An 18,135-nucleotide genomic window follows, 5' to 3' on the forward strand; every position below is an offset into this window, starting at 1 on the left:
AGGAGAGATGGATGAGTGGTTTAAGTCGCACGCCTGGAAAGCGTGTATAGGTTCATAGCCTATCGGGGGTTCGAATCCCCCTCTCTCCGCCAGGAATACAAATGGAAAATGGCCACCCTCGGATGGCCATTTTTTATTTGTTTCATGGAGGAGAGAAGCAAGGCGCCTGCGCGCCTTGCGCGGGGAATTCGAAGCCTTGCGCGTACTCGCGCAAGGGCGGCCTGCGGCATGTAGGCGAATCCCCCTCTCTCCGCAGGAATACAAATGGAAAATGGCCACCCTCGGGTGGCCATTTTTTATTTGTTTCATGGAGGAGAGAAGCATGGCGCCTGCGCGCCTTGCGCGGGGAATTCGAAGCCTTGCGCGTACTCGCGCAAGGGCGGCCTGCGGCATGTAGGCGAATCCCCCTCTCTCCGCCAGGAATACAAATGGAAAATGGCCACCCTCGGGTGGCCATTTTTTATTTGTTTCATGGAGGAGAGAAGCAAGGCGCCTGCGCGCCTTGCGCGGGGAATTCGAAGCTTTGCGCGTACTCGCGCAAGGGCGGCCTGCAGGATGTAGGCGAATCCCCGCTCCAGTATCGAGCAGACGACCCGGGTGCTCACATGCAAGGTTCGTTCTAGCACCGATTCCCACGTCCAGGTCGCCGTGGCTGATCGTGTAATTGCCTACGCACTGCTCGCAAGACGCTACTCACGCATGTGTTGTATTCTTGCTCACACCAACCAACTGGCCGCGGATGAGTTGTCCAAGTCCTGGACTCCGCTACTGAGCTATGAACATTTCGATCTTTATCTCCCAAAACCTGGAACGAATCCTCGTTGAATGGGAGGCGTTCGCTGCGACATTTGGTGCGGTTGCCGACAAGATGTCCAGCGAGGACCTGCGGGATCATGCCAGGCAAATCCTTGAGTTTGTCGCGGAAGACATTGAAACAGCGGAGTCTGAGCAGGAGAGGCACGCCAAATCCCAGGGCCTGGCCACTCGAACTGCACGCAGTGAAAGCGCTTCGTCAATCCACGGGCGGCTACGTTATGCGAGCGGTTTCACGCTCCTCCAGTTGATTGCCGAGTACCGGGCCTTGAGGGCCAGCGTCCTGAAGCTTTGGCGAGCAGAATGTGTGGACGTGTCGGTGGACAGTGCCCAGGACATCACGCGGTTCAACGAAGCGATCGACCAATCCCTCGCCGAGGCAGCAGTTGCCTATTCGGACAGGCTGAACGAAACGCGCGAAATGTTCCTGGCAATCCTCGGGCATGATCTGCGTAGTCCGCTTGCTGCGACCTTGACAGCCGGCTCGTATCTGTCGCGCCCTGGCGCGTTCGACGACCGGGTTCAGCAGATTGGGATCCGGGTCAAGCGTAGTGCCGCGAGCATGAACGGCATGGTCAACGATCTCCTAGGCTTGGCCAGTACGCAGCTAGGCGACGGTATCCAGATCCAGCGCAAACACTGCGATCTTTTGGAGATGTCCCAGTGGGCTATCGAAGACGCCAATGCCTCGCACCCCAATGCCGCGTTCGAGTTGCACGCTTCTGGTGAGTTGATCGGGGAATTCGATCAGCCGCGACTCCAGCAGTTGCTGACGAATCTCGCCAACAATGCCGCGCAATATGGCGCGCCTGGGAAGCCAATCATCATTGATGTGGTGGGCGAAAACGATCGTGTGGTATTCAAGGTGCGAAACGAGGGCTCGGTGATTCCAGAGGACGCCCTGCCTACGCTGTTCAGCTCGCTTGTACAGCTACCAAAGCAGGAAGGAGATGCCAGGCCCCGAAGCAGCCTGGGGCTTGGACTATTCATCGCGAAGCAGATCGCCGTTGCCCATGGAGGGGACATCCACGTGCAGTCAGGCGTCGAGACCGGCACCGTATTCACCGTGGATGTTCCGCGGTAGTAGTGGAATCATCAGAGGTCGCGGCATCCTTTACAAGGACATGTCCTTCGTCAGTTCACGCCAGCCAGGCGTTCTGCCGCTGATGAACCTGGGCTAGCAGGCTGCGCAGGTGATGGTCGAGCACCGCAACCTGGGCGTAGCCCGGACTGACTTCCTGGACCTGTCCATCCACTTCCAGCAGCAGGGCCGGGAAACTGCGTACACCGAGCGTACGGACAACCCGGAAGTCAGACCGGGTCTCGGCCATCGTACCCGGCGCGATCCAGACCTCATGCACATGGTCGGCGTCGCAAAGGACGCCCTGTGCGCCGAGCGCCTCCGCCACCACGTGCGCCAGCACGCGGCCATCGGTGGTATCGCGGCCCTCCGCATAGAAAGCCGACTGCAGCGTGCGGAACACGGCCAGCAGGTCCGCCTGCGGAGCGATCTCGCGGGCGGCGACGACCGCGCGGCACACCGGTTCGGTGTCATATACAAAGTTCTCCCGCGCCACGAATGCTTCGCGGTTGAAGGGCAGGCCGCTGTTGGCCTCCACGCGTTCCCAGTGGCCAAGACGGAAGGCCTTCCCGGCATCGTCGAGGATGTCGGTGGCCCCTGCGCGCACGCCGCCCACGACGATGTCCAGTCGCAGGCCGGGATGCAGGGCCATCAGGGCGCTCAGTTCCTTGCCGAAGCCATAGCACCAGGAACACATCGGGTCGCCGGCATAGATCAGTTTCATGTCGTTCTCCTTGTATCCGGTGCTTACCAGACGCCGGTGGTGGCGCCGCCGTCGACGGGCAATACGACGCCAGTCGTGAAGCCGGCGTCGCTCAGGTACATCACCGCGTCGACCACGTCCCGGGTCGCGCCGGTGGTGCCGGTCGGCGCCAGCGAATTCAGGAAGGCGCGCGCGCCCTCGACGTCGCCGTGCAGGGGCGTGTCGATGATGCCCGGGGCGACGGCATTGACCTTCACGTTGGCGGCTGCGAGCTCCAGCGCCAGTGCGCGGGTCGCCTGGTTCAGGCCGCCCTTGATGAGGACCGGGAGCAGCGCCGGCACCTTGGCATTGGGCTGCATCGCGACGCTTGCCGTGATGTTGATGATCTGGCCCTGCTTGCGTGCGGCCATGTGTTCGGCCGCGCGCTGCGATGGGTAGAAGAAGCCCTTGAGGTTGGTGGCGATGATCGCGTCGACATCCTCCTCGGTGTAGTCAACCACCGGCTTGGCAATGAAGATGCCGGCGTTGTTGACCAGGATGTCGACCTGGCCGAAGCGCGCGATGGCACGCTCGAACAAGGCATTGCTCGTGGCCGGATCGGCGATGTCGCCGGCCACCCCGACGAAATTGGCCGGGTTGCCGAGCTGGGCCGCTGCAGCCTGCAGGCGGGCTCCGGTGCGGGCGTTGCCGACGACGTTGTAGCCGCGCGCCAGGTAGGCCTGGGCAATGGCGAAACCGATGCCGCTGGATGCGCCGGTGACGATGGCGGTCTTTGCTTGTGTGCTCATTCGTTTCTCCTTCAGGGGGCCATGCAGCGATCTTGCTGCGGTGGAGAAACTATACTTTTGCGTACGAAAGCGATAAATGGGGGCTGGCTCAATAGAATTGATACATCATGTAATGAGTCACGGCCGAACACCCTGCCGGGGGAGGGAGTTCAGGCGAGCGCGGGAAAGACCGGCAGCACGGATTCGCTGAGCTGGTCCATGATTTCCGCGTAGGGCTGGCGGCTCACTTTCGGATTCAGGGCCATGTGCGACACGCCGGCCTCGCGCGCCAGCAGCAGGTAGTCGCGCAAGCCGTTCCGCCCTGCACGGAAGCCGCCGTGGATACGCTGGAAGGGTTCGTCCGGATCGTCGCTCAGGTCGAAGAAGCCGCCGATGCCGAGGGGCTTGAACGCCGCTTCGCCCGCGGCAAGCGCCACTTCCGTACGCCACAGCCGGGCCAGCGGCGCAAGGTCTTCCGGCGTGGGAACGAATGCCAGGTGGCCGTCGAGATGGCTGGCCAGCCACGCGAGCGATTGCTGCGACCGGCCGACCGCGATCGACGGAATGCGCCCGAACGCGGGCCGCGGCACCAGTTCGAGGGAGCCGCCGGCACGGCCGAAATGCTCGGACGCATAGACCGGGAAGCGCTCCTCGGTCACGGAACGAAGCACGCCATGGGCTTCCCGGTAGCGCTCGCCGCGGCTGGCGAAGTCGATACCGAACATTGGGTAGTCGCTGGTCCTGTCGCCGGAGGACAGACCGAGGACGAGACGTCCGCCGCTGAGCTGGTCGAGAGAAGTCGCCTGCTTCGCCAGGATCAGCGGTTCACGGGTCGGCAGCACGATGCCGGCCGTGCCAAGCACGATGCTCGTGGTCGCCGCCGCCAGATAGGCCATGTAGACCATGGGCTCGTAGACCTGGCCCACGTCGCCATAGGCCGGGTCGTAGAACGGCACATCCCGCATCCACAGCGCGCCAAAGCCGAGCTGTTCGGCGCGCCTGGCCATCTGCAGGTGGCCGGCCATGGTCGGCGCAGGGCGGCGCGGATGGGTTTCCAAAGGCAGGATCAGGCCGACCGTCAGTTCGCCAGGCCGGAACAGGCGCTGGAAACCGGGGTGGTGGGCAAGTCCGGCGTCGCTCGGCGACGGCTTGTCGACCGGGGAGGAGGCTGGAGCCAGGGGCGTCATGACAATACTCCTTCTTCATTGGCAAAGATGGCGGAACGAGGGGAACGAGACCAATGTAGTGGAGCCGGCCCGGCCTGAGTAGCCGGCCGGACCGCAAAAAACCTGTTCCATGGTGTTGCGAATGCGCTCGGGCGTTCGCATCGGCAGGACTCCGCGGATGCGCCCCCATGCACGGGAGAGAAACGATTCATTACATGATGTATTGATTGTCTTGCTCCACTTCATCTTTTTCTGCGGCTCCAGGCTTCCTATAGTTCGGTCCATGGACGGCGCGCTGCCTCGACGATGCAGGTGCCGACAGACAACCCAACAAGGAGAGCAACATGCCCTACATCCTCATCCAGGTGACCGACGAAGGCGTCACCAAGGCGCAGAAGGAAGCCATGATCGCCGGCGCGACCGACCTGATGGTGAATGTCCTGAACAAGGACCCGGAAAGCACCTTCGTCGTGATCGACGAAGTCCATACCGACAACTGGGGCCATGGGGGCGAAGCCGTCACCAAGCGCCGCCAGCGCGAGGCGGCCGCCAAGCGCACGACTTGAACCAGGGAGAAACCATCATGCGCAAATCCATCGTCATCGTTTTCCATAGCGGCTACGGCCATACCCGCCGGGTCGCCGAAGCGGTCGCGGAGGGCAGCCGCGGCGCCTTGCTCGCCATCGATGCGGAAGGCAACCTGCCGGAAGGCGGGTGGGAGCAGCTGGCCGGCGCCGACGCCATCGTGTTCGGCACGCCGACCTACATGGGCAACGTCAGCTGGCAGTTCAAGAAGTTCGCCGACCAGTCCTCGAAGGTATGGGCGGCCCAGGGCTGGAAGGACAAGCTGGGCGCGGCGTTCACCAACTCCGCCTCGGTGGCGGGCGACAAGCAGACCACGCTGTACACCATGTTCACCCTGGCCCAGCAGCACGGCATGGTGTGGGTCGGCACGGGCATGATGCCGAGCAACGCCAAGGAAGCGCAGCGCGACGACGTGAACTACCTGTCGTCCTTCGCCGGCCTCGCGACCGCCACCCCGTCCAACGCATCGGTGGAGGAGATGGTGCCGGGCGATATGCGTACCGCGTTGCTCTTCGGCCAACGGGTGCGCCAGGCGGCGGAACGCCTGGCATGAGGCGCTGCCAGGCGCTCAGTGGTGGGCGACGTGCCTGCCCCCGCCATTCGCCGCCAGCACGTCCCGCAGGGCCGGCAAATCCACCGGTTTGACGAAATAGTGGTCGAAGCCGGCCGCCTTGGCCAGCACCTTGTCGTGCGCCTGCCCATAGCCGGTCACCGCCACGTAGGTGGCGTTCCGGCTTTCCGGCGACGCATGCAGCCGCCGCGACAGCTCGTAGCCATCCATGTCCGGCAACCCGATATCCAGCAAGAACACATCCGGCGGCGCCTCGTGCGCCTGTGCCAGCGCCTCATGGGCATCCGCACTCACCGTGACGGCATGGCCGTAGGATTGCAGCACCGCCGCCAGTGACTGCGCCGCGTCCTGGTTGTCGTCCACGAGCAGGATGCGCAGCGGCGCCGCTTCGCCCGCGTCGCCCTGACCGGCAACCAGGTCCGCCGCCCGCCGTTTCTCCAGCAAGGGCAGCAGCACCGTGAAGCAGCTCCCCTTGCCCGGACCCTCGCTCTGCGCCGTCACTTCCCCGCCATGCAGCTGGACGATGCTCTTGACCAGGGCCAGGCCCAGCCCCAGGCCGCCCTGGGAGCGGTCCGGCGTGCGTTCCGCCTGCGTGAACAGGTCGAACACAGTCGGCAGCAGCGCCGCATCCATGCCGATGCCGTTGTCGCTCACGCAAAGCGACACCTGCGCCGCGTGGATCTCCATCGTCAGCCGAATCTCTCCGCCCTGCGGCGTGTACTTGGCCGCGTTGTTCAGCAGGTTGGTCAGCACCTGCACCAGCCGGGTGGTGTCGCCCAGGACGAACGGATGCGCCGACGCCAGCCGCATGGTCAGTGTGTGCTGGCGCGATTCGATCACCGGCGACGATTGTTCGACCGCACTGCCGATCACCTGCTTGATGTCGACCTCGCGCTTGTCGATCGACACCAGGCCGCGCGTGACCCGCGACACGTCGAGCAAATCGTCCACCAGCTCCGTCAGGTGCTTCACCTGGCGCCCGATCATCTCGCTGGCGCGCCTGACCACCGCTTCGCCCTGTCCGGGCAGCTTGAGCAGCTGGGCCGCCGTGCTGATCGGCGCCAGCGGATTGCGCAGCTCGTGCGCCAGCATGGCGAGGAAATCGTCCTTGCGCCGGTTCGCCTGTTCCAGCGCCGCCTCGGCCTCGCGCTGCACGGTGACGTCGGTATTCGTGCCCAGCCAGTGCAGGATGTCTCCATCCGCGCGGCGGATCGGCACCGCCCGCGACAGGAACCAGTGGTAGTTGCCGGCGGCATCGCGCAAGGGGAAAGTATCTTCCCACACCACCTGCCGCGTGACGATGGCGTCGACGTACTTCGCTTTCACCCGCTCGACGTGGTCCGGGTGGTGCACCGTCTCCCAGCCCCATTCGCGCATCTCGTCCAGGGTCTTGCCGGTGTAGGCCAGCCAGCGGTTGTTGAACCAGAAGATGGCGCCGTCGGGCGCCGCCATCCAGGCCAGTTGCGGAATGTTCTCGGCCAGGGTGCGGAACTTGGCTTCGCTTTCCGCCACCGCCAGCTGGGCCTTCTTCGCCGCGCTGACGTCGAGCACGTAGGCGATGCCTTCGCAATCGGTGCGGTCGAAATTGGCAGCGCCGATGTACACCGGCAGGCGCGATCCGTCGGGCCGGCAAAACTCCGTCTCGAAAGGTTCGACCAGGCCTTTGCTGCAGAGTTCCGCCCACCCCTGTTGGAATTCGGGGGAAGCATCCGTGAGCTTGTCCCAGGTGACGCTGTCGTTCGAAAAGTCCTGGCTGCTCCGGCCGAGCATGGCGAGGAAGGCCTCGTTCGGCTCGATCAGGCCGCCGTCCCTGCCGTACTGGACGATGCCGATCGCGTTCGATTCGGCAATCGCCCGGAACTTCGACTCGGTCCGCGAGCGCGCCGCTTCCGCCAGTTTCTGCTGGGTGATGTCCAGCGCCACGCCGGGCAGCCAGGTCGGCTTTCCCTCGGCGTTGTGATAGACCTTGCCGCGCGCGTGGATGTGGCGCACGCTGCCGTCGGCGCGGACCAGGCGATAGAAGCTCTCGTAGAATTCGCCGCTCTCGAGCACGTCCGCCACGTCCTTCCGGACCGACTCGACGTCGTCGGGATGGATGTGGTTCAGGTAGGCCCCGATCGGTCCGCCGTTGGCTTCTTCTTCCGTCACTTCGAACAGGCGGGTGAGGTTGCGGTCGGCATAGACCCGGTCTTCGCGCATGTTCCAGGTCCAGGTGCCGATCTCGGCGGCGCTCAGGGCGGCCTCGAGCCGGTACTGCATGTCCTCGAGCTTGGCCTGGATGACTTTCCAGTCATGGATGTCGGTGCAGGTGCCCATCCAGCGCACGATGTCGCCGGCCGCGCTGCGCACCGGCAGGGCGCGCCCGAGCACCCAGCGGTACTGGCCGGAATGGTGCAGCAGCCGGTACTCGACCTCGTAGGGCGCGCCGGTTTTGAGGCTGTGCGCCCAGCGCACCCAGGCTTCCTTCATGTCGTCCGGATGGAAGAGGGCGCTCCAGGCCTCGCCGGCGGTGCTGCCTTCGGGCACGCCGACGAAGTCGTACCACTGCTGGTTGAAGTAATCGTGGTAGCCGTCCGGCAGGGCCGACCAGACGATCTGCGGCATGGCGTCGGCGATCTGCCGGAAGCGCGCCTCGCCCGCCTCGGCCGCTTGCTGTTTCAGGGTCTGCTCGGTGACGTCCTCCACCTGGTGGATGATATAGAGCAGCGCGCCGCCGGCCGAGAGCACGGGCGTATTCAGCGGGCACCAGTATTTCTCGACGAACTCCCCGTGCGGCGAATCGCGGACGGGAATGTCGTACTTCTGGATGGCCATGCGGTGCGGCGCCTTGTGCGCCAGCACCCAGTCGAGCGAGGCGCGCAGGTTGCTCACGCCAGTGGCTGTCGGGTCCGCCGGATTGTCGGGGAAGGCTGCGAAGATGTGCAGGCCGAGCAGGTGCTGGCGGGTGGTGCGGGTTGCCTGCAGGTAGGCGTCGTTGACGGCGACAATGTGCAGGTCGGGGCGCAAGAGCAGGTAGGGCATGGGCGTGCCCTGGAATACCAGTTCGAAGTCCGGCAAGCTGTGCGCCTGGTCAGAATTGTCCATCCGAACGTTCTCCTCGACGCCCGCAGGACAGACTGAACAGTCCTTCAGGCCGCACGGTATGATGGCTGCTGTTCCAGCCCCTGGCTGACGACCTAAGTATGCCTCGTTCGCATGAACATGACGGTTCTTTTGCGACAGCTTGATGCGAATTGCTGTGCAGCATGGATACCAATAACGACAAGTCGGGAAGTGAGCGTATGACCAGCACCCTGTTTCCAGAATTCCGCACCGAGCGCTTCGAGACCAGCCCGGGCGTGAGCATCCAGGCCGTGATCGGCGGCGCCGGCGCGCCGCTCCTGCTCCTGCACGGCCACCCGCAGACCCATGCCATCTGGCATCGCGTGGCGCCGGCGCTGGCCCGGCATTTCACGGTGGTCGCCTGCGACCTGCGCGGCTATGGCGATTCGTCCAAGCCCGCGGGCGAGAGCGACCACGGCAACTACAGCAAGCGCAGCATGGCGGCCGACATGCTGGCGGTCATGCGGCGGCTCGGCTTCGGGCGCTTCGGCGTGCTGGCCCACGACCGCGGCGCCCGCGTCGCCCACCGTCTCGCCCTCGACCACCCGGCGGCGGTCGAGCGGATGGTGCTGCTCGACATCGCGCCGACCCTCGCCATGTACGAACAGACGGGCGAAGCCTTCGCCCGCGCCTACTGGCACTGGTTCTTCCTGATCCAGCCGGCGCCGCTGCCCGAACGCCTGATCGAGGCCGATCCGGCCGCCTACGTCACGGACGTGATGGGCCGGCGCAGCAGCGGCCTGGCGCCTTTCGATCCGCGCGCCCTGGCGGAGTACCGGCGCTGCCTGGCGCTGCCCGGCACCGCCCACGGCATCTGCGAGGACTACCGCGCCTCGGCCGGCATCGACCTGGAGCACGACCGCCTCGATCGCGACGCGGGCAAGCGGCTGGGGATGCCGCTGCTGGTGCTGTGGGGCGCACAGGGCGTGGTGCACCGCTGCTTCGACCCGCTGAAGGAATGGCGCCTGCTTGCCGACGATGTAAGGGGCGAAGCCCTGCCGTGTGGTCACTATATTCCGGAGGAGGCGCCGCAGGCCTTGCTGGAGCACGCCTTGCCATTCCTCCTCGCTTCTAGCGCAGCTTGATCGCGGCGGTCGCCATGTCGCCGTTCACCTGGATCGCCGCCGCCTCGAAGCCGGGCGGACCGAAACTGCCCCGCGCATCCCGGCTGAACCCGTAGTTCTCCTTCGGGATGCCGAGCACGTTGCGGTCCAGTTCCTTGTTCTCGTTGACGTCCTGGTAGGCCAGCACCGCCCAGGTCCCGGGCGGCACGCCCTCGATGCGCACGATGGTCTCGGCGGCGGAGGCGGGCGCCGAGGCGCTGTAGAGGCATTGCTTCAGGAAGCGTTCCTTGTCGCACACCGCCACGTTGACCGTGCCCTTGCCGGCGGCGACGTTCGAGACGCGCACTTCAAGGGTCGCGGCGACCGACGCGGCGGCAGGCAGGAGGAGGACGGCGGCCAGCAGCGGCCTGGAAAATCGGGTCATGAGAGTCCTGTCGAGATGTTGAACCGTGTTTGTCATGCGCAGGCGCCCGTACGAAGCGTGCGCCGGGACCGGTATGGTAGGCTGTGAGCTTCCCTTCCTTGCCGATCCGGTTGCCTGAACATGTTGTGGAATGCCTTCATTGTCGTGCTTACCGTCGTGTTCATGGAGCTGTTTTCCATTGTCGCGCACAAGTACATCATGCACGGTTTCGGCTGGGGATGGCACCGTTCGCATCATGCGCCGCGCACCGGCTGGTTCGAGAAGAACGACCTGTACGCCGTGGTCTTCGCGGGTGTCGCCATTGCCCTGATCTGGTTCGGCACCGAAGGCGCCCATCCGCTCGAATGGATCGGCGCCGGCATGACCGCCTATGGCTTCCTGTACTTCGTCGCCCACGACGGCCTGGTGCACCGCCGCTGGCCTTTCCGTTACGTGCCGAAGCGCGGCTACCTCAAGCGGCTGTACCAGGCGCACCGCATGCACCATGCGGTCGAGGGCAAGGAGGGCGCCGTGTCCTTCGGCTTCCTGTACGCCCCGCCGGTCGAGCAACTCAAGCGTCAACTGCAAGCGCGGCATCCAGGCCCGCTGCGTGCGCCGCGCCCGGCCGCCGCCACAAGTTCTCCGGACGCACCGGCGCGGCGCGAAGACGTGAACTGAGCGCAGCCACGCCGCCTTTCCCCAGCAGCCACAGTTTCTCCGCCTTCGAGGTGCCGCAGCGCGTGTCCCAGGCGCGGGCGCCGCGCCGTTTCACCTCGATGCCGATCTGGCGGTAGACATTGCGGGCGCTGGCGATGGCCCAGGCCGAGCGCAGGGGCAGGGCGCCCACGCCCACGCTGGCCGAGTCGTAATACGGCTCGGCATGGTCGACCAGGCGCGCGGCCACCCGCGCCAGCGCCGCGCGGTGCCGCGGCAGCGCCAGTTCGTCCGGTGGAATGCCGGCATCAAGCAGCCATTGCGCCGGCAGGTAGCAGCGGCCGTTTTCCGCATCCTCGACGATGTCGCGCGCGATGTTCGTCAGCTGGAAGGCCAGGCCCAGGTCGCAGGCGCGGTCCAGCACCGCGGCGTCCTTCACACCCATGATCGAAGCCATCATCAGCCCGACCACCCCCGCCACGTGGTAGCAGTAGCGCAGGGTGTCGTCGATGGTCTCGTAGCGCGCGCCCTCGACGTCCATCGCGAAGCCGGCCAGGTGGTCGAAGGCGAAGCGCGGCGGCATGGCGTGGCGCAGCGCCACTTCCTGGAAGGCGGCGAAGGCCGGGTCGCGCATGGGCTCGCCCCGGTAGGCGCGGCGGGTCTGCTCGACCAGTTCCTCGAGCTGGCGCCGCGCGTCGTGCGCCCTAGCGGCGGCGCCGAAGCCCAGTTCCTGGCCGTCGACCACGTCGTCGCAATGGCGGCACCAGGCGTAGAGCATCAGGACGCTGCGCCGCGTGGCGGGATCGAACAGCCTGGCGGCCGCCGCGAAACTCTTGGAGCCGACCGCGATGGTCTGGGTGGCGTGGTCGAGCAGGGCTTCGCTCATGGCGCCACCTCGTCCAGCATCAGGCCCGCGGTGGCCTTGGCCGAGCCGATCACCCCCGGTACCCCCGCCCCGGGGTGGGTGCCGGCGCCCACCAGGTAGAGGTTGGGCAGGTGGGCGTCGCGGTTGTGCGGGCGGAACCAGGCGCTCTGGGTCAGGATCGGCTCCAGCGAGAAGGCCGAGCCCAGGTGGGCGTTGAGCTGGTCGCGGAAGTCGAGCGGTGTGAAGATGCGGCTGGTGACCAGCTGGCTGCGCAGGCCCGGCATGTAGCGCCGCTCCAGGTAGTCGAAGATGCGGTCGCGGTACAGCGGACCCTCGACTTCCCAGTCGATCGGCGCATTGCCCAGGTGCGGCACCGGCGCCAGCACGTAGTGGCTGCCGCAGCCGGGCGGGGCCAGCGAGGGATCGGTGACGCAGGGCGCGTGCAGGTAGAGCGAGAAGTCCTCGGCCAGGGTGTCGCCGTGGAAGATGTCCTTGATCAGCTCGCGGTAGCGCGGCCCGAAGCACACCGTGTGGTGCTGCAGCTGCTTGTGGTGGTGGTCCAGTCCGAAATAGAGCACGAACAGGGAGTTGCTGAAACGCTTCTTGCGCAGGCTGGCTGCTTCAAGGCTGCCGCGCGGGTGCTGGTCCAGCAGCGATCCGTAGGTGTGCACCACGTCGGCATTCGAAGCCACGGCGTCGGCGGCGAACAGGCGGCCGTCTTCCAGCCGCACGCCATTCACCCGGTCGCCGGCCGTCTCGATGCGCGCCACCGGCGCGTTCAGTTCGATGCGCCCGCCCAGGTCCTCGAACAGGCGCACCAGGCCGCGCACCAGCGCGCCGGTGCCGCCGCGCGGGAACCACACGCCCCAGCGCCGTTCCAGGGCGTGGATCAGGGTATAGATCGACGAGGTGGCGAAGGGGTTGCCGCCCACCAGCAGCGAATGGAAGGAAAAGGCCTGGCGCAGGTGCTCGTCCTGGATGAAGCGCGACGCGATGCCGTACACGCTGCGCCAGGCCTGCAGGCGCGCCAGCTGGGGCCCGGCCTGGATCATGTCGCGGAAGGACAGGAAAGGCACGGCGCCCAGCTTGATATAACCTTCTTCGAACACGGCCTTGGAATAGGCCAGGAAGCGGTGGTAGCCCGCTACGTCGGCCGGGTTGCGGGCGTGGATCTGGCGGTCGAGCGCCTCCTGGTCGTTGGCGTAGTCGAAGTGGCTGCCGTCTTCCCAGCACAGGCGGTAGAAGGGCGCCACTTCCAGCATCTCGACGTAGTCGTCCATGCGCTTGCCGGCCAGCGCGAACAGCTCTTCGATGGCCGATGGATCGGTGATGACGGTGGGGCCGGCGTCGAACACGAAGCCCTGGTCTTCGTAGACATAGGCGCGTCCGCCCGGCTTGTCGCGCTTTTCCAGCAGGGTGGTCTGCACGCCTCTAGCCTGCAGGCGGATGGCGAGGGCCAGGCCGCCGAACCCGGCGCCGATGACGACGGCTTTCTTGGTGGCGTTCATTCTTGGTTTCCGATGTGCGTGGCGATGTGACGGGGGTGGATCTTGCAGGCGGCCGACAAGGCCTGCAGCAGCGGCACCGGCGGCTTGCCCGACAACAGGCGCGCCTTGTCCCCGAGGCTGGGGCGGCCGGCGTAGAAGCGGGCGATCAGCGGCGCCGGCAGGCGGTAGAAGCGCTGCATCACGCGCCAGCGATGGTCCGGGCTGCCGGCCAGGAACAGCATGCGGTTGAGCATGCGGAAGAAGCGCTGGCGCTGCCATTCCCGGCGCGCCTCGTCGCGGATGACCGCGAACAGCCGGGGCGCGTCGAAGTCCGGCAGGGCGGCGATGCGCTCGGCCAGCCGCACCGCGTGCGGCAGCGAATACCCGGTGGTGGAATGGAACAGGCCCGCGCGCAGGCCGGAGCAGGGCTGGCCCTGCAGGTCGTCCCAGAACCGGTCGAAGTCGCCGGCCAGCACGATGGGCAGCGAGCCCTGTTCCTCGCGCAGGACCTCCGTGATTTCCCATTCCCGCTGGCGGGCATAGGCGGCGATGTTGGCGCGCAGGCGCTCGGGCTCCGTGCGCCGGGTGTCGACGTAATGGGTGTCCTCGATCAGCACCCGGTCCGGGCCGAAGGGCAGCACGTAAACGAAACGGTAGCCGCCCTGCTGCTCGACGCTGGCGTCCATCAGGATCGGCGCCTTCAGGCCGTGCGGCCAGGCCAGGCGCACTTCCTGCCCGAGGAAGGTCTGGTAGCCCAGCGCCAGGCGGCTGCTGGCGCGCATACCGCGTCCGTCGATGACGGCGCGCGCGGGCAGCGTCTGGCCGCCCGCCAGGCGCACGCTGGTGGGATCCAGGCTGTCGATGCGCGTGTCCAGGCGCAGCGACTCGCCCAGCGCGGGCGCGATCACGCGTGCGAAGTCCTGCGAGGCGATGCTGGCGTAGCCGCCGTCGATGGTGCGCGCATAGAGCGGGAACACGACTTCGTAGCGCGGCCATCGGGCGGAGACGAGCGGCGCGATCCACTGGCGCTGGCCGGGATCGAGGTCGCCGTCGTGGAAAGACCAGGTATGGTTGCCGCCGATATCATTCGCCTGCTCCAGCAGCAGAATGCGCAAGCCCGGCTGCCGCGCCAGCAGGCGCCAGGCGATCAGGCCGTTGGCCAGGCCGCCGCCCACCAGGATCAGGTCGTAAGGCTTATCCAAGGCAGGCCACGCTGTCCGGTGCGCGCCGCAGCTGCAGTGCGCGCTCGACGATGTCGGCGGCGCGCGGGGTGCCGCCCGCTTGCGCCAGGTTCTCGGCCAGCGGCTCGATGCGGCGGCGGAATTCCGGTTCGTCCAGCAGCCGGCGCACGCCAGCGCCGATGGATGCCGCGCTCGCAAGGCGTGGCGACATGCGCAGGCCGATTTCCGCGTGTACCACCCTGGCCGCCATGCCGGGGTGGTCGAAAGCGATCGGCAGCGCCAGCATCGGCGTGCGCGCCGCGATCGCGTCCATCACCGTGTTCACGCCGGCATGCGACACGACGGCGTCGGCGCGCGCCAGCACCGCTTCCTGTTGCGCGAAGGCGCAGACCCAGGTCGCGCCTTCGCCCTTGAGCACCTGCTCCTGGTGCGCATCCAGGCCGCCGCAATGGGCCACCAGAAGCTGCACGTCGAGATCGCGGCAGGCGCGCACGATGCGCCGGAAAAGGCGGAAGCGCGAGCCCTGCATGCTGCCGAGCGAGGCGAAGATGAAAGGCCGGTCATTCGCCACCTGGGGCAGGAAATAGTCGCGGTGCGCGGCGCCGGCGTTGATGTTGGCCCGGCAGGTGAAACGCAGCGGCCCCACGTGGTGGAAGTGCGCGGGCAGGCCACGGCGCGGGAAGTCGAAGGCGGAGGTGGTCTGGCTGAGCTGGGCCAGCGGCGACAGGAAATGGTGCAGGTTGTCGCGTTCGCCCAGCCCGAAGCGGCGGGCCTGGGCGGCGATGGCGCGCCGGTGCGGGCCCATCATCCAGTCATAGACCCGGGTGCTGCCCTCGACCATCTTGAGGTGGCGCTCGCTCGTACCGTAGGCGAAGGGCATCACGGGCAATGGAACGGCCGGCTCGCGGTTGACCGGCAGCGCACAGGCCACCGAAACGAAGGGCAGGCCGAGCGCTTCGGCCACCAGGCCACCGGCCGCTTCCATCTGGTCTGCCAGCACGGCGTCGACGCGCAGGAATTCCAGCGCCGCCGGCAGCTCGCGGCACAGCATGGTGGTGGCGTCGGCCATGTCGAAGATCACGCGGCGCAGGCCCAGCGGCCCGCCTGGATTGGCGGCGCGGCGCAGCGCTGCCGCCACCGAACCCGGCGGATGCGTTGCCGCGCCTACCGCATGGAAGCCGATGCGCGCGTCGGGTATCCATTGGGCGGCGTCCGGCCGGTGCAGGAAGGTGACCCGGTGCCCGCGCTCGACCAGCTCGACGGCGAGCGCCGCCATGGCGCCGACATGGCTGTAGAAGGCGGGCGTGACGACGGCGAAGTGCGCCATGCTCAGTTGACGCGGGCGTCATGCGCGATGCTGGCCGCAGTATTGGCTGCGGCGTCGGCAAAGGCCATGGCGCCGCTCTCCGGTGCGAAGCGCGCTTCCGGCACGCCATGCGCGAACAGGGCGCGTACGAAGCGGCGCGTCCTGTGTTCGCAGGCCGGCTTGCCTTTGAGGGCCGCGCCCAGGTAGCGGTCGGCCTCGCCCAGGTGCTGCGCCAGGCGGCGCCGCGCCTCGTCCGTGCCGAGCGTGTTGACGAAGGTGGCCTTGCCGGCGTCCTTGCCCGTGTCCTTGCCGGTGATGGCGCTGTCGTTGCCCGGGCCGTCCTGGAAGTCGTCGCGGATCTGGAAGGCCTGGCCGGCCGCCAGCGCGAAGGCGCGCAGTGACTGGCCCACGCCGTCCTCGGCCTGGGCCAGGATGGCGGCCAGGTCGACCGCCACGCCCAGCAGCACGCCGGTCTTGAGGTCGTTGGTGGCGGCGATCTCGGCCTCCGAATGGGCAGTGCCGCGCAAGTCCATGAACTGGCCGCGCACCAGTCCCTGCGCGCCGACCGTCTCGGCCAGCCGGGTCACGAGCCGGGTGCGGGTGAGCGGGTCGATGTCCTGGATCGCGGCCAGGATGGCAAAGGCCCGGCTGAGCAGGGCGACCGCGGCCAGGACGGTCACATCCTCGCCGTACTGCACGTGGATGGCGGGCTTGCCGCGCCGGAGCAGGGCATTGTCCATGCAGGGCATGTCGTCCAGCATGAGCGAAGCCGCGTGCACCAGCTCGACGGCGCAGGCGACATCGAGCACGGCGGGCGAGGCGCAGCCCAGGTCGCGCGCCACCAGCATCATGAGCAGGGGACGCATGCGCTTGCCGGCGCTGAGCGCGCCGGCGCGCATGGCCATGCTCAGGAGGTCGGCCTGGCCGCCGCCCTCGGCCAGCAGGAATTCGATGCGCTGCTCGATGTCATGGCGCAGGGCCGCGAGTTCGTCGCGCGCCGCCACGTCGCGCTTTTCCTTGTCGAACCCGCCGAGCCGCCTTGTCTGTGTAGTCATGCGTCATTCCTTGTGCAGAGTCCTGAAAGAGAAAAAACGGCGAGTTCGTGGCAAATCATACTGGAAGTAACGTTGTAAAAACGCCAATTATTCCAACGGTGTGCGGCCGGCGACGGAAACAATTCTTTCCGTTAGAAAGCAGTATGTTGATTGCCTGTTTGCCGAAGATGATGCGTAATGCGCGCCGCAGCAGCCCGTTCGTGTCGCATCCTACATGGAAGCCGGCGTTCCAGACTATGTCACGATTGGCAAGGCCGGTTCGAAAGCGGGACACGCTTGCCTGTCGGTCAACTGAGACGATTTGCCCACCTCGCAGGCGTGCCCATTTCCAGTAGGATGGCGGCTCCGCCACCGCTACAGCCGCGGCGCATCCACCGAATACCCCATGTCAAATTCTCACACTGCCCTCGCCGGCGGCGCCGCGCGCGCCATGCCGGCCAGCCGCTTCGCGCAATACTGGACCCTGACCAAGCCGCGCGTCACCCTCCTGACCGTGTTCTGCGCCATTATCGGCAGCCTGCTGGCCACCGACGGCTTCCCCGGCTGGGGCCTGCTGTTCTGGAGCGCGGCCGGCATCTGGCTGCTGGCCGGGGCCGCCTTCGCGGTGAATTGCCTGATCGAGGCCGGGGTCGACGCCCGCATGGCGCGCACCGCCCGCCGCGCCACCGCGCGCGGCGAGCTGACGACGGCCCAGACGGTCGGGTTCTCGAGCCTGATCGGCGGGGCGGGTGCGGCGGCCCTGTACTGGATGGTGAATCCGCTGACCATGTGGCTGACCCTGGCGACCTTCATTGGCTACGCCTTCGTGTACACCATCCTGCTCAAGCCGAACACCCCGCAGAACATCGTGATCGGCGGCCTGGCGGGCGCGATGCCGCCGGCGCTGGGCTGGGCCGCGGTGGCGGGCGAGCTGCCGCTGCAGGCCTGGCTGCTGGTCCTGATCATCTTCCTGTGGACGCCGCCGCACTTCTGGGCCCTGGCCATGTACCGGCGCGAGGACTATGCGCGCTCCGGCCTGCCCATGCTGCCGGTCACGCACGGCATGGACCATACCGGCCGCATGGTGTGGCGCTACAGCATCGCGCTGGCGCTGGGTACGGCCCTGCCGTGGGTGGTGGGGATGAGCGGGGCGCTCTACCTGGCGGCGGCGACGGCGCTGAACGCCGTGTTCCTGCGCCACGCCTGGCTGGTGCACCGCCGCTACAGCGACCCGGTGGCGCGCAAGGCCTTCGGCTGGTCGGTCATCTACCTTGCGCTGCTGTTTGCGGCGCTGCTGGTCGATCACTACGCGGCCCGCATCGCATCGTAAGGTCGGCGGCTCCGCCGCCGACA

16 protein-coding genes and 1 tRNA gene are annotated in these 18,135 nt (G+C 66.9%); 7 read left to right on the forward strand and 10 right to left on the reverse strand.

The annotated features are described in order from the left end of the window. The first annotated feature begins 1 nt into the window (after nt 1). Together V7778_RS10045 and V7778_RS10050 are read left to right on the forward strand one after the other, a co-directional pair. Nucleotides 2-92, forward strand: a tRNA-Ser gene (locus V7778_RS10045). A gap of 683 nt (nt 93-775) precedes the next feature. Next, a complete protein-coding gene (locus V7778_RS10050) occupies nt 776-1,897 on the forward strand; it encodes a sensor histidine kinase (protein WP_335554701.1) in 1,122 nt (373 codons plus the stop codon). A 55-nt stretch (nt 1,898-1,952) separates the two neighbouring features. Here the strand turns inward: V7778_RS10050 and V7778_RS10055 are convergent, their stop codons facing one another. The 3 genes from V7778_RS10055 to V7778_RS10065 form a co-directional block, all read right to left on the reverse strand. Continuing rightward, nucleotides 1,953-2,618: a DsbA family protein gene (locus V7778_RS10055; protein WP_335554705.1), complete on the reverse strand. Its 666-nt coding sequence runs from the start codon at nt 2,616-2,618 to the stop codon at nt 1,953-1,955. Nucleotides 2,619-2,641: 23 nt separating this feature from the next. Further along, entirely contained in the window at nt 2,642-3,385 is a 744-nt protein-coding gene (locus tag V7778_RS10060; protein ID WP_335554707.1) for an SDR family NAD(P)-dependent oxidoreductase, read from the reverse strand. A 149-nt stretch (nt 3,386-3,534) separates the two neighbouring features. Continuing rightward, on the reverse strand, nt 3,535-4,551 hold the full coding sequence (locus tag V7778_RS10065) for an LLM class oxidoreductase (protein ID WP_335554710.1): 1,017 nt from the start codon (nt 4,549-4,551) through the stop codon (nt 3,535-3,537). 323 nt (nt 4,552-4,874) lie between these two features. Between V7778_RS10065 and V7778_RS10070 the strand changes: the two genes are divergently transcribed. After that, entirely contained in the window at nt 4,875-5,096 is a 222-nt protein-coding gene (locus V7778_RS10070) for a tautomerase family protein (RefSeq protein WP_335554711.1), read from the forward strand. Between the two features lie 17 nt (nt 5,097-5,113). Continuing rightward, complete coding sequence (locus V7778_RS10075) at nt 5,114-5,668, forward strand: flavodoxin family protein (protein ID WP_335554714.1); 555 nt, start codon at nt 5,114-5,116, stop codon at nt 5,666-5,668. A 15-nt stretch (nt 5,669-5,683) separates the two neighbouring features. Here V7778_RS10075 and V7778_RS10080 read toward each other — a convergent pair whose 3' ends face one another. Further along, nucleotides 5,684-8,770: a PAS domain-containing protein gene (locus tag V7778_RS10080; protein WP_335554717.1), complete on the reverse strand. Its 3,087-nt coding sequence runs from the start codon at nt 8,768-8,770 to the stop codon at nt 5,684-5,686. 197 nt (nt 8,771-8,967) lie between these two features. Here V7778_RS10080 and V7778_RS10085 point away from each other — a divergent pair, with 197 nt between their 5' ends. Then, the gene (locus V7778_RS10085; protein ID WP_335554720.1) at nt 8,968-9,873 is read left to right on the forward strand and encodes an alpha/beta fold hydrolase; all 906 of its coding nucleotides are present in this window, start codon (nt 8,968-8,970) and stop codon (nt 9,871-9,873) included. Here V7778_RS10085 and V7778_RS10090 read toward each other — a convergent pair. Then, nucleotides 9,860-10,276: a DUF2141 domain-containing protein gene (locus V7778_RS10090; RefSeq protein WP_335554722.1), complete on the reverse strand. Its 417-nt coding sequence runs from the start codon at nt 10,274-10,276 to the stop codon at nt 9,860-9,862. The two genes, V7778_RS10085 and V7778_RS10090, sit on opposite strands and share 14 nt — an antisense overlap. Before the next feature lie 144 nt (nt 10,277-10,420). Between V7778_RS10090 and V7778_RS10095 the strand changes: the two genes are divergently transcribed. Then, nucleotides 10,421-10,933 carry a sterol desaturase family protein gene (locus tag V7778_RS10095; RefSeq protein ID WP_335554725.1) on the forward strand — a complete coding sequence of 171 codons (513 nt, stop codon included), beginning with the start codon at nt 10,421-10,423 and terminating at the stop codon, nt 10,931-10,933. Here V7778_RS10095 and crtB read toward each other — a convergent pair. From crtB to V7778_RS10120, 5 genes are read right to left on the reverse strand one after another with little or no spacing between them, the layout of a single operon-like run. Beyond that, the gene (gene crtB, locus V7778_RS10100) at nt 10,827-11,795 is read right to left on the reverse strand and encodes a 15-cis-phytoene synthase CrtB (RefSeq protein ID WP_335554727.1); all 969 of its coding nucleotides are present in this window, start codon (nt 11,793-11,795) and stop codon (nt 10,827-10,829) included. The genes V7778_RS10095 and crtB overlap by 107 nt on opposite strands. Next, nucleotides 11,792-13,282: a phytoene desaturase gene (locus V7778_RS10105; RefSeq protein WP_335554730.1), complete on the reverse strand. Its 1,491-nt coding sequence runs from the start codon at nt 13,280-13,282 to the stop codon at nt 11,792-11,794. The genes crtB and V7778_RS10105 overlap by 4 nt, the downstream gene beginning before the upstream one ends. After that, the gene (gene crtY / locus V7778_RS10110; protein WP_335554733.1) at nt 13,279-14,463 is read right to left on the reverse strand and encodes a lycopene beta-cyclase CrtY; all 1,185 of its coding nucleotides are present in this window, start codon (nt 14,461-14,463) and stop codon (nt 13,279-13,281) included. The genes V7778_RS10105 and crtY overlap by 4 nt, the downstream gene beginning before the upstream one ends. Further along, nucleotides 14,456-15,769: a glycosyltransferase gene (locus V7778_RS10115; RefSeq protein ID WP_335554736.1), complete on the reverse strand. Its 1,314-nt coding sequence runs from the start codon at nt 15,767-15,769 to the stop codon at nt 14,456-14,458. Before V7778_RS10115 ends, crtY begins: the two co-directional genes overlap by 8 nt. A 2-nt stretch (nt 15,770-15,771) precedes the next feature. After that, on the reverse strand, nt 15,772-16,803 hold the full coding sequence (locus tag V7778_RS10120) for a polyprenyl synthetase family protein (RefSeq protein ID WP_335554739.1): 1,032 nt from the start codon (nt 16,801-16,803) through the stop codon (nt 15,772-15,774). A 385-nt stretch (nt 16,804-17,188) separates the two neighbouring features. On the opposite strand from V7778_RS10120, the gene cyoE reads away from it, so the two are divergent. Then, nucleotides 17,189-18,112, forward strand: coding sequence for a heme o synthase (cyoE, locus tag V7778_RS10125; RefSeq protein ID WP_335554742.1), 924 nt, complete (start codon nt 17,189-17,191; stop codon nt 18,110-18,112). Nucleotides 18,113-18,135 lie beyond the last annotated feature (23 nt).

Source organism: Massilia sp. DD77, assembly GCF_036961685.1.
Taxonomy (GTDB): Bacteria; Pseudomonadota; Gammaproteobacteria; order Burkholderiales; family Burkholderiaceae_D; genus Telluria.